The following is a 12,148-nucleotide window of genomic DNA, read 5'->3' as shown; positions in this document are numbered from 1 at the left end:
CCTATTCTTGTTTATCGTGGGTCCCATTTGGTTGAAATCAATGTTGAAATGATAGTGAGGGGTGCTTACCGCTTGCAGCTCTCCTTGCTTGGTAAGTTATGAATTTGCATGAAATGACCACCACTGCTGATCTTCATGTGGTGGATACCCGGCCTTTGGTACCACCTGCATTGCTTCATAAGGATTTACCTATAGACCCAGTGACTCTTAACACTGTTTCAGAGAGTCGTAAACGTATTCAATTAATACTGCAGGGTCAAGACTCTCGTTTGTTAGTAATCGTAGGGCCTTGCTCTGTTCATGATGTGGAAGCAGCAAAAGATTATGCGAGTCACCTAGCACCTTTGCGTGAGCGCTTTGCGGCTGAATTAGAGATTGTGATGCGGGTTTATTTTGAGAAACCACGAACTACTGTTGGCTGGAAAGGCTTAATTAATGATCCGCATCTAGATGGTTCATATGACATAAATACTGGTTTGCGCTCCGCTCGAGCCTTGTTGTTGGATTTGGGACGTAGTGGTATGCCAGCTGCTACAGAATTGCTGGATCCAGTAGTTCCTCAATATATTGCTGATTTGATTGCTTGGACTGCTATCGGTGCAAGAACCACTGAAAGTCAGACCCATAGAGAAATGGCATCAGGCTTATCAATGCCTATTGGTTATAAGAATGGAACGGATGGAACTGCAACGATTGCTATTAATGCTATGGAGGCTGCTTCTAGGCCACATCACTTTTTGGGAATTAATCGAGAAGGCCATGCTTCGATTGTTAGTACTACTGGTAACCCTGACGGACACCTTGTGTTACGAGGCGGCAAAGCCGGCAGTAATTATCATCTAGAAGCCATTCAGGGAGTAGTTAGGGATTTGCGAAAAGCCCATCTTTGTGATCGTTTGATGGTTGATTGTAGTCATGGAAATTCTGATAAAGATTTTAGACGCCAGTCTGATGTTTTAAATGAAATAGCAAATCAGGTTCGCCAAGACTCTACTCATGTAATGGGTGTGATGTTGGAAAGTCATTTAGTTGAAGGTAACCAAAAATTATCTAGTGATTTGTCTTCTCTTGTGTATGGGCAAAGTATTACTGATGCTTGTATTGATATTGGCACTACCGCTAAATTACTTGAAAATTTAGCAGACGCCGTCAAAATGCTTAAGGCAAAGAAAAGGTGAATTAACTTTTAGGCTGTCGCCAGCCACCCCCAGAACAAAGCAACACTTATTGGTACTGTTAGGTTGTCTATACCCCATTTGCTAAGTTGTTCTAAAGCAACAACAATCAAGGTAGTGATTATTATTTTTATTGGGTGAAAATGGCCATTAATCAATATCGAAAGGATCGTTAGCAAGCCTAATGTAACTATGCCCATTGTCAGAGTCCCAGCGAATGATTTTTTCTGACCCCAGATCATCCAACTATTGGATTGAATATTTTTACCAATTAAACCAGCCAATCCATCGCCTAATGACATTGTTAAAACCCCTGCAGTTACTGCTTCAGGACTGTTTTCCCAAAAGATTATGCATAAGCAGGTGATAGATAGTCCATATGCAATGGTTCCAAAGCTTTGTCGGTGAACAGCTTCAAAAACAGGTAGAAAGCGCCAACGAAAATTTGCTAATAGAGCCAAGCTAATCAAACTTGCTGCTGGTATTACAATGAAATAAGGTATTGCTAGCCACCAGGCTAGAGGAACGACAGGTCCAGTGCCAATATGAACAATTTTTCGACTTAGTTCATTTTGATTGGGCCAAAAAATCTTAGATATTTGCGCAATGCATACCACAATGGTTATCCATATTCCAATGACACAAAGTGGGTAGACGTACTGCAATCTAAATCTTCTAGGCAGCCTGTTGATGATTGGTCATTACACGGAGTTTGAGAATCGCCTTGGCTTCTAGTTGGCGTACTCTCTCTCGGGAGACATTAATTTGTCTACCAATTTCTGCAAGTGTCAATGGCTCTTCTCCGTCGAGACCAAAACGTAGTCTTAAGATTTTTTGTTCACGTTCATTGAGTTGAGAAAGCCAACTTCCTAAGTGTTCTTTTTGGATGCTTCTATCCATCCCTTCCATTGGCTCTGTACCATTTGGATCTGGTATTAGCTCACCTAGTGTGCTTCGATCTTCTTCGCCGCGAGCATGTGCATCAAGAGAAGCACATGGAGCACTTTGGGTTACTAAATCTTCTATATCTTCTGGGTCTACGCCCATAGCATGAGCTAATTCTAGACGATTTGGTTGACGGCCAAATCTGTGGGAAAGCTCTCTGGAAATACGACGCATTTTTGAGAGTTTTTCGCTTATATGAATAGGGAGACGAATTGTCCGTGCACTGTTGTCGATAGCACGTGTCATTCCTTGCCTAATCCACCAGTAGGCGTATGTAGAAAATTTGTAGCCCATAGCGGGATCGAATTTGTCTACAGCACGCTCCAGCCCAATAGCTCCTTCTTGTACAAGATCAAGTAGTTCTAGGCCTTGGTTTTGGTATTTTTTGGCTACACTAACTACTAACCGTAGGTTCGCGGCCATCATCCTGTCTCGGGCTCTTTTGCCCATTTTGATTTTGTGACGTTGACGAGGCGTTTGTTCATCCTTAGGTATTTCAAGCAATTCCTTCATTGCTTGGACGTGGTGAGCTAGTTCTATTTCTTCTGCAGCTGTTAGGAGTGGAATGCGTCCAATGCTGCTGAGATAGAAACCAATTGCGTCTGTCCCTAGACGGCCACCTTGTCGTTGATTGTTGCGTGCCGGCTGTCCACTTCGTGTGGTTTTGTCACTACATCCTTTAGATGTAGCAGGCGGAGATGGCAATGACACCTCCGCTTTTTTTACAGAACAATTGTCCTGCGTAGATTCCAGAGGGATCCCCATCACCCTGGCCTCCTATTATTAGATTTGGCCGGAATTTAGCAGTTTTATAGCTCTCTAGACCTATGGAATTGGAAATCTTTCAGTAAACCTAGGCTTTTGAGACATAATTAGTTCAACGCATAGGTAAAAAATACAGTTTTGACGCAAACGTATTGTTTGCACTTTCTATGGGAACTTAGGCCTTGATTGGTTCAACATCTTATGATTCTGCCATCTGCAGCGCTTTGTGCCATTCATCGATTAATCGACTTTGTGCACAATTTTGGTGGCCTTTAGGTTGTCGTTTTATAAAGCCACCATCGCTTTGCATTTCCCATGCTTCTATGTTGTCTTGAAGATATATTTCAAGCAGTACCTCGAGTTGTTTTCTTAATGCTGGGCTTTCTATTGGTGTAATTGCTTCTACACGTCTATCCAAATTGCGTCGCATCCAATCAGCACTACCTATGTAGGCTTCAGGCTTACCATCATTCGCAAACCAGAAAATACGTGAGTGTTCAAGAAATCGGCCAATAATACTGATAACAGTTATATTTTCACTGAGACCTGGTTTGCCTGGCATTAGGCAGCACATTCCTCGTACGATTAATTCAATTTTGACTCCAGCTTGTGATGCTTCATAGAGAAGTTGGACAATTGCAGGGTCTACTAGTGAGTTCATTTTGGCGCGAATTTGTGCAACTCGGCCTATCTGTGCATGATGAATCTCTCGACGGATCAGATCTTCCATGCCTGTCCTTAAAGTTACGGGTGCCACTAGTAATTTTCGAAATGTTTGCTGTTTTGAAAAACCAGTGAGGTAATTAAATAACTCGACTAAATCTTGACCAATTTCAGGGTTGGCAGACAAGAGGCCTAGGTCTGTGTATAACTTTGACGTTTTTGAGTTGTAGTTTCCTGTTCCAATATGTACGTAACTGCGTAGTCTAGATTTTTCTTTGCGTACTACTAAAGCGATTTTGGTGTGTGTCTTGAGCCCTAAAACACCATAGACAACGTGGACACCGGATTGCTCAAGATGCTTGGCCCATTGAATATTATTGTCTTCATCAAAACGAGCTTTCAGCTCTACTAAAGCCATAACTTGTTTTCCATTTTCGGCGGCACGTATTAGTGCTGAGATTATTGGAGAATCTTTTGAGATGCGGTAGAGAGTCATCTTGATACCCATTACTAGTGGGTCTTCCGCGGATTGATTAATGAACTCTTCTACTGAAGTTGCGAATAAGTCATAGGGATGATGAAGCAGTAGGTCTTTACTGCGAATCACGGTAAAAATGTCTTTGAATTTTTCTTGTTTTAAGGAACCGTCTTCTAGACAACCCTGTTGGCTATGTCGCAAAGATTTAGGGGTGAGGCCATTGTGAGGTTGATCTTTTAGTTCGGCATTTTCAATTTTCATGAGTTCAAATAATTCATCTAAACCGAGGAGACCTTCAATACGATATAAATCTTCTTTCTCGACTCCCATGCCGTTTAGTAGCATCTCTATGACGGTTGCAGGCATTTCTTGGGAGACTTCAAGGCGAACTATCTCTCCACCTATTCGACGTTTACGTAGTCCCTCTTCAAGTGCACTCATTAAATCATCTGCTTCAAGATCTCTAAGCTCGAGGTCGGCGTCTCTAGTCACACGAAAAAAATAATGCTCTTCGATCTTCATCCCTGGGAATAAATGCTTTAAGTTAAAAGCCACCAATTGCTCTAAGGGAATTGATGTATGCCTTGGATAAGGATTTTGCTCGCTGAGCTCAGTTGGAATAGTGATTAATCTCGATATGGTCTTTTTAGGGACCTTGACTCGGGCAAATTGCTTTTGATTGGTTGATGGGTCACTTATTAAAGCTGCCACGTTTAAGCTCAGGTTGCTAATAAATGGGAATGGATGAGCATGGTCTACTGCTAGAGGAGTCAGTACGGGGAAAATTGCTGTTTGAAAGTAGTTATCTACCCAAGTTTTTTGTCTTTTGTTTAGATCTTCATAGTTGAGCAGATGAATCTCTTGTTCGCTAAGTTTTTTTCGTAGAGACTTTTTGTAGTGAGCTTGTTGCTTTGCTAGTAGAGGTTCGATATGTGTTCGAATCTTTGTTAGTTGTTCTTGTGGTGTTTGTCCGTCTTCACTTTTTTTCGTGATACCCGCTTCCACCTGTGATTTAAGAGAGGCAACGCGAACCATAAAAAATTCGTCTAAGTTATTGCTAAATATTGCGCTGAATTTTGCTTGCTCTAGAAGAGGAGTTGATGGATCTAGCGCTTTGGCCAGTACTCTTTCGTTAAAAGATATCCAACTCAATTCCCGGTTGATATAGAGATGGCGTTTGTTTTGTCCCTGAGTCATTGAATACCAACTTGGCGACTCTATATCGCAATCTAGCAATTAGGTAGGTTGACTATGGATTTTTTCTTAGAACCTGGATAGCCCCCTGCGACTAAGAGGCCAACAGTAATGATCACCACAATACCAATAATGAAGGGGCTGCGAGGCCCTATTTGCTCATATGAGAAGCCAGCTGCAGCAGCTCCTAAAAATGTGCCTAGACTCTGAAGACCTTGAAGGCTACCTAAAACTGCTCCTTGACCAGAATCGTCAAGTCTTCTAGAGACTAATGACCTTAGAGAAGGAACTACAAGGCCTGTTCCGACAGCAAGTAAAGGTAATGCAGTAAATACCATTGGTATTGAGTTTTCCGAGTTGGCCAGGATTAGTAAGATGCAGCCAATAATTACGAATCCTATACCTGCAAGAGTGAGTCGATATTCACCATAGTTTTTGACCAAGGGACCTATAAGTAAACCTTGAATAATCATTGCGACAAGACCTACCACAGCCAAGCTCAGGCCAGGAAGGAAACCTTGCCATGAAAAAACCTCTTCAAGATATAGGAGGAGCATTGAAGTTAGACCATTGAAGGCCATAAAGAAGAGAAAGAATGCTGTGCAAAGACGACGAACTATAGGGTTTGTGAATACTCGAATCAATTGAGTGATTGGATTTAGTGCGGCCTTGCTTGGAATAGAAATTCGCTTAGAGGGTAAATGTGTTTCAGGCAGTAGAAATATGACTAAAAAAAGATTGACTAGTGCAAATGCTGTCGCAGTCAAAGCGGGCAATGTGAAGTTCACTTCTGTTAGCAGCCCGCCAAGGAAAGGTCCAATTACAAAACCAAGGCCAAATGCAACGCCTATGAGGCCAAATGCTTTTGCTCTTTTCTCAGGAGTAGAAATATCAGCAAGAACAGCAGTTGCACTAGCTACGGTTCCTCCGCTTGCACCATCAATAATTCTTGATAGAAACAATAAACCGAGTAGTAATGATGTGAGATTTTTCCAATCTGGGAGTAGAGAGTTCCAATTCAATCCGACTGTCAAACTAAAAAGCCCTAGCCCTATGACTGATCCGCCAACGCAGATTGTCATTATGGGTTTGCGACCATACCGGTCGCTTAATGCACCTATAAGTGGTGCTACTGCAAATTGGGCTAACGCATAAGTGCCTGCAAGCAGTCCTAGATTTGTTGCGCTGAAGTCAAAAAGTTGTTTGAGTTTGGGTAAAAGCGGAAGGAGGATTGTTTCACTTAACCTGTCGTTCAACAATGTTATGAATGCACACAGAAGTACTGGAGCTTTAAATCTACGCATTTTCAATTGAGTCATGTTCGATCTCACCATCTCAAATACTTCATTCAAATACTTTACGTAGGCTCAGTCAAATCACTATCCATATAGCTTCTAGTGTTTTAATATCAATTTTTTTGAATGTTTCAGGAACCTTTTAGAAACGGATTGAGTTGGACACTTGTTCTTTGGCCTTAGGTGTGACAAAACCAATCAAATTTTATGCTATAGATTACTGTCTCAAGTTTTCCCATTTAATTAGTTCACTGAGCTTCTTCAATGTTTCTCCAGAAGAGAGAAGAGACTCTGTAAGTTCGATGCCTTCTTTTAAAGTCTTTGTTAACCCAGAAAACCATAGGTATACGCCTGCATTCCAATAAAGAGCTGTTTTTAAAGGGCCTTTATTCTCAAGTGCTTGCAATGCGTGTGCACTCCATTCTGGTACACTTTTCCATTCAATGTCACTTGAGTGGCAATTGTAATCTCGAGGGTGCAAGATCAATCTTTCAATATTTTTGTTCTGAACGCGAGCTGTAATACATGCACGACTTGTGGGTAAATCTATACTTCCTTCTAAACCTTTTATAGTTATAATATTGTTTTCTCCAATAATATCAAGCGCTTTCCAGGCTCTTGCTTCAGTAGGTGGATGTACATAGCCACTAATCAAAATATGCTTTCCTTGGTGAGCTGTCCAGATTAGTTCCATACTTGCTATAGGTGGACGTTTGCCTATTTCATCTCGATAATTGATTATTCCTTCGGCTAATTTGAAATGGTCTGGTTGGTGAATAATTGCCAACCCATTCTTATCGAACCCAGTTTGAACTTGATGGATTGTTGATCCTGTGACATTTAGACTAAGACTCTTGAAAAGCTCAGATGTAGTTATTCCATATTTAATTGGCATTTTTCCTCCACCTTGTAACACAATTGGCTGATTTGCGCTTAGTAATACAAGGGTTGTCAATGGATAGATTGGTGTGGTTCTTTTACGTCCATCGAAAGGCATCCCAAAACAAATGGGAGCTCTTTGATTATTCACTGATTTAAGCTTTGGGCCAAGTGATAGGTAAGTATCAAGCATTCCAGCAAGTTCTTGTGGTTCCGGTCGGCGAATACGATGAGCAATGAAGAATGCTCCTATTTGAGCTGGACTTGCTTTGCCAGTAAGAATTGCTTTTAAAGCATCTGCAGACTCTTCTCTACTCAGTCCTCGACTTGTTTTTTCACCACTTGCTATTTTGCGGAGATAATTTTTGAAGCGCTTTTCGATAGCTTCTTCCATATGGATATCGAAAGTCACTGGTAATTGCCCTGCTATTTAAATAATTGTTTGTATTATATCTAAGATGTGTTGCTTAGATCATGGTTTTATCTTGATAACCTAAGTATTTGCAAATCTATATTGGCTCTTGAGTTGTTTGTTGGTTAGATCCCTTTTAATCCCTGGAGGTAGTGTTTTAAATAGGCAAGTAAGAATTTCATAACTTTTATGGGTCCCTATTGAACCTAAAGCAATTAACGCTGATTTAGCAACAACATCAGAACCCTCTTCAACTAAAATTCTTAGCTTTTCGCTAATAGATTCTTCGTCTCGGCGTTGTAATACCCTGATAGTCGCAACTAATATTGGATCACGTATGTCAATAAGCAGGTTTTTGGTTAATTCTAAAATTTCTTTTTCACTAAGTGTATGTAATTTAAACTTTAGCAAATCAATTCCTGCAAGTCTAATTTCTTGTTCTAGAGATTCAAGAATTTGCTTTAGCAAGCTTATTGGCAGTTCTGCGCCCCAGCAGTTAAGTGCCCTAATTGTTGTTATATTAAACTTTCCATCCTCTTCTTTTATAGTGTTGAGAAGAAGTTCTTTGGCTTCATCCTGATGACAAAGCCCACTGGCAAGAATTAGTTCAGGTTGTTTTCCATATTTTTTAATTAGATTTTTTATTGCCTTCCAGCCTTCTTGCGATTTCATGCCCAGCTGTTCACATATTGCAATTTTTAGTTCTTTGGATAGTGTTGGAGAGTATTTATCAGCAAGCCAGGTAACTTCTATTGGAATTATCTTAGTATTGCAAAGTCTTTCCCAGATCTCTGATTCAATGCCTGTCATTGTTTAGAAAGAGATTGGCTTTGTAATAGTGAATACCCTTATCCTTAAGCTTAACATTAAAGGGCATAATTATTGAATTTTTATTAATTTAGAAAGACAGGCCTGGCATAGGATCTAGACATAGTCATACCCTGCATACAGAATTCATGATTAGAGACCTTATATCTAATAAGTCAGAATTGCGTTACCAGGGCAAATCGCCTGGCAAGTTTTTAGAAGTTGGCCTTACGTCTGAACAAGAAATGATATTTGATCTTGCTAGACAGCTTGTTCATGCGCAGTTCTGCCTCGCTGATGATGAGTTGACCAACCGTCTCTGGCGAGAAGTAGCAGATCGAAAAATTGACGAGAAAAGGATTATTAATTTGATGTATAAATGTAGTTTTCATGAAGATAATCAATCTATGTGTGAGGCTGATGAACTATTTATCACGTTTAGGGGCGGAATTCCCAGAAGAAAATATTCTTCTGGGAATTCCCTAATTAAATCATCTGGCGCCTAGTTCTGCAGCGAGTTCACGTTCAAGTTTTTCATCGTGAATACTTGGGAGCACGTTAGACATCTTGGTTCTATGGGTGCTATAGAAGAGCATGCCAATAAATACCATTCCTCCAACGATATTGCCTATGGTAACTGGTAGGAAATTCCAAAAGATTACTTTTGTAAAAGGAACACCAGATCCAAGAAGTGGGCCCGCAGTATGCAAGAACATATTAACAACTATATGTTCCATTCCCATAGTCTGGAAAGCAGTGATTGGCAACCAACAAGCAAGTATTTTGCCTGGCACGCTTTTACTAACAAGCGCCATCGTTACGCCTAAACATACCAGCCAGTTTGCGATGACTCCTCTTAGAAATGCAAGAAAGAATCCAGTACTTCCAAGAGCTTCGTATTTGACTAAAACATTAGCCTTATTAATTGAGATTATTTTGGCTGCAATCAAAGCCCACCCTTTGCCACCATCTGAAGCCGCCAATGGCTCTACTGTTCCAGCACTTGTGAGACTAATTGATAATAAAATAGCTACGAGTAATGTACCTATAAAATTCCCAATCCATACCCATGTCCAATTCCTAAATGTAGATCTCCAAGTGCTTTTACCGGCCCATGTTGCCATTGGCAAAAGGGCAAAGTTTCCTGTTACTAGCTCCATCCCAAAAAGAACTATACTTGCAAACCCAAAAGGAAATAGAAATGATCCAAGAAAAGGCATTTTAGACTGTATACCTACAGTAATTGCTAAGCAAGTTGCTAGCCCAAGAATCGCACCAGAATAGAATCCTCGAACTAAGAGATTCTTAGCACTGACTGTTGCCTTTTTGCCTCCTGCGGCAATCATCCCATCTACTAGTTCATTGGGCAGGACATAGTCCATTTGAGAAGTTGTTTGATTCATGAGTTTCAGATTTTGTGTTGAGGAAATTTTTATCCGCTAATACGGTTCATTAACTTTGAAAATGGATCTTGTCCTCCATTTTCATTATTAGAAATAGGTTTCTCTTTGCCTAATTCACTCAACCAATTTACAAACCTTGAAAATAGATCTTTGCTTTGTGTTGTGTTAGTCATGATGAAAAAGTTAAGCGATATAAGAAGGATAAAAGCTGTTATTGTATATAACAGCTTTTATCCTTCTGAAACAAATAATTAAGAACAGTAGAAACTAAATTCCTAATTCTTTTCTTATTTGTTTTTTTTGGTGAGGCTCCGAAATCACTTATTAGTATTTGCTTTATGACCGCTTTTACTTCATCTTTGGGAACAGATTTGTGTTGGACTGTACCAATATTTTTAATTTTACCTTGAGAGCCCCCTACAGTCACTTGATATGCTTCTACCATTTGTCCTTGTTTATTCTTTGCTTTTGTGCCTGTTAGACCTATGCCTCCCATATAGGCTTGTCCACAACTATTTGGACATCCAGTCCAGTGAATTTTTACTTCTTTAGGAAGCTCAAGTTCCTTGTCGAGTTGGCTAGAAACTTTGAAAGCTACATCCTTAGTATTGGTTAGTGCAAAACTGCAATAGGTATTTCCAGTGCAAGACACGGTTCCTGCAGCTATTGCTTGTGGCGCTAGAGGGAATCGCTTTAAAAGGTGATTCTCTTTAAATTTTTCGAGTGAAGCTTTTTGTATGCCGATGAAGATTATATTTTGGTCTTCTGTTAATCGAATTTCACTGCTTCCATATTCATATGCAACTGTAGAAAGGTCTTGAAGATCTTCAGCAGTTAACCTGCCAACAGGAACATGTATCCCTGCGTAAAACTCACCGGCCTGTTTTTGTGGATGTATTCCAAATAATGAGCGTGTGTCCTTGCTAAACTCTGAACCAGGGTCTTCAATAAGTGGTCCAAATCTATTCTCTAGTAGTTTCCTAAATACATCAATTCCAATACTATCTAAGTAAAACCTGAATCGGCCTTTGGGGCGTTTGTCCCTTTCTCCATTATCACGCCATAGACCTAGAATAGCTCCAGTTAGCTTGCATATTTGATTAGCTTTAATCCAAACATTTAATGGTACAGCATATACATTGAGCTGCGCAGAAAGTACCCCTCCAACCCACACTCCAAATCCTAATTCGCCTTGATGCTTTACAGGGTGAAATATCAGGTCATTGTGTAGAAGGAAATTGTCTTGGGAACCGGCTATAGCAGTGTTCCATTTTCTTGGAAGGTTGGAAAAATCTGAATTACCCTTTCCATTATTTGTAAGATAGTTCTGCAATTCAATTGTATAAGGTCTTGTATCTATTATTTCTTCAGGGTCAACTCCCGCTAAAGGGTTACCAGTAACATTTCTTGGATTATCAAAACCTGATTGTATAGTGCTAATACCTGCTTCGTTAAGTCGCTTTATTATTTCTGGCAGGTCACTTATTAAAACCCCTCGCAGTTGAAGGTTCTGTCTTGTTGTTATATCACAACTGCCATTTTCACCATATCTTGCAACTATAGAGGCAACAATATTTAGTTGGGTAGAATTGATGATTCCATTGGGAATTCTTAGCCTTAGCATGAATTGACCCGGGGATTTTGGGCGCCAAAACATCCCATACCACTTCAACCTTAATTCTAAATCAGTCTTATCCATTTCTTGCCAACCGATTTTTGAAAATTTATCAATGTCTTTGCCTATTTCCAACCCATCTTTAATTGATTTCATTTGCTCAATCTTATTCAATTTCTTGCCTTGCAAATAAGGCTTAAGTGTGAATTCCTCAGTCATCGTATTAAAGTTTTTTGAAAATGTTCCTAGTTGTGATGTCGATGACTATTAACCACTTTTTCTAAGCCATCCAATGTATCGAGAATTACGTTTTGGCAAATTGATCAAAAGAAATGTAATTATCAATACAAAAAAAGTAATTGAATGGGGGTTTAAATCAATTTCACCCTTTTTGTGTGGTTCAGTATTGTCGACCAGCTTCTCCAATCCATCGAATAGCCCCTTGTCTCAACATCTTCCAAACCCTGGCCATAGCAACCAAGTCTCTTTGAAATAAATTATTTGTGTGGCTTGCTCT

11 protein-coding genes are annotated in these 12,148 nt (G+C 40.0%); 2 read left to right on the top strand and 9 right to left on the bottom strand.

Annotated elements, in window-relative coordinates:
* The first annotated feature begins 113 nt into the window (after positions 1 to 113).
* On the top strand, positions 114 to 1,178 hold the full coding sequence (locus SOI83_RS06210; RefSeq protein WP_320675834.1) for a 3-deoxy-7-phosphoheptulonate synthase: 1,065 nt from the start codon (positions 114 to 116) through the stop codon (positions 1,176 to 1,178).
* Between the two features lie 8 nt (positions 1,179 to 1,186).
* Here the strand turns inward: SOI83_RS06210 and SOI83_RS06205 are convergent, their stop codons facing one another.
* The 6 genes from SOI83_RS06205 to SOI83_RS06180 form a co-directional block, all read right to left on the bottom strand.
* Positions 1,187 to 1,840, bottom strand: coding sequence for a dolichol kinase (locus SOI83_RS06205; RefSeq protein ID WP_320675833.1), 654 nt, complete (start codon positions 1,838 to 1,840; stop codon positions 1,187 to 1,189).
* Between the two features lie 10 nt (positions 1,841 to 1,850).
* The gene (locus tag SOI83_RS06200; RefSeq protein ID WP_320675832.1) at positions 1,851 to 2,885 is read right to left on the bottom strand and encodes an RpoD/SigA family RNA polymerase sigma factor; all 1,035 of its coding nucleotides are present in this window, start codon (positions 2,883 to 2,885) and stop codon (positions 1,851 to 1,853) included.
* Positions 2,886 to 3,084: 199 nt separating this feature from the next.
* On the bottom strand, positions 3,085 to 5,223 hold the full coding sequence (gene ppk1, locus SOI83_RS06195) for a polyphosphate kinase 1 (RefSeq protein ID WP_320675831.1): 2,139 nt from the start codon (positions 5,221 to 5,223) through the stop codon (positions 3,085 to 3,087).
* Positions 5,224 to 5,255: 32 nt separating this feature from the next.
* Entirely contained in the window at positions 5,256 to 6,539 is a 1,284-nt protein-coding gene (locus SOI83_RS06190) for an MFS transporter (RefSeq protein WP_320675830.1), read from the bottom strand.
* Positions 6,540 to 6,732: 193 nt separating this feature from the next.
* On the bottom strand, positions 6,733 to 7,788 hold the full coding sequence (locus SOI83_RS06185; RefSeq protein ID WP_320677688.1) for an anthranilate phosphoribosyltransferase family protein: 1,056 nt from the start codon (positions 7,786 to 7,788) through the stop codon (positions 6,733 to 6,735).
* Positions 7,789 to 7,887: 99 nt separating this feature from the next.
* Positions 7,888 to 8,616 (bottom strand): HEAT repeat domain-containing protein, encoded by a 729-nt coding sequence (locus SOI83_RS06180; protein ID WP_320675829.1) that lies wholly within the window; start codon positions 8,614 to 8,616, stop codon positions 7,888 to 7,890.
* 146 nt (positions 8,617 to 8,762) lie between these two features.
* On the opposite strand from SOI83_RS06180, the gene SOI83_RS06175 reads away from it, so the two are divergent.
* A complete protein-coding gene (locus tag SOI83_RS06175) occupies positions 8,763 to 9,119 on the top strand; it encodes a hypothetical protein (protein WP_320675828.1) in 357 nt (118 codons plus the stop codon).
* Here SOI83_RS06175 and SOI83_RS06170 read toward each other — a convergent pair.
* Genes SOI83_RS06170 through SOI83_RS06160 form a run of 3 tightly spaced genes read right to left on the bottom strand, consistent with a single transcriptional unit; the run spans position 9,105 to position 11,850 of the window.
* Positions 9,105 to 9,995, bottom strand: coding sequence for a formate/nitrite transporter family protein (locus SOI83_RS06170; RefSeq protein WP_320677687.1), 891 nt, complete (start codon positions 9,993 to 9,995; stop codon positions 9,105 to 9,107). The two genes, SOI83_RS06175 and SOI83_RS06170, sit on opposite strands and share 15 nt — an antisense overlap.
* A 50-nt stretch (positions 9,996 to 10,045) precedes the next feature.
* Complete coding sequence (locus SOI83_RS06165; protein ID WP_320675827.1) at positions 10,046 to 10,189, bottom strand: ferredoxin--nitrite reductase; 144 nt, start codon at positions 10,187 to 10,189, stop codon at positions 10,046 to 10,048.
* Between the two features lie 38 nt (positions 10,190 to 10,227).
* Positions 10,228 to 11,850, bottom strand: a complete 1,623-nt coding sequence (locus tag SOI83_RS06160; RefSeq protein WP_320675826.1) for a ferredoxin--nitrite reductase — start codon at positions 11,848 to 11,850, stop codon at positions 10,228 to 10,230.
* Between the last annotated feature and the right edge of the window lie 298 nt (positions 11,851 to 12,148).

Source organism: Prochlorococcus sp. MIT 1300 (assembly GCF_034092375.1).
Classification (GTDB): Bacteria; Cyanobacteriota; Cyanobacteriia; order PCC-6307; family Cyanobiaceae; genus MIT-1300.
This window is presented reverse-complemented; position numbering and strand designations above follow the sequence as displayed.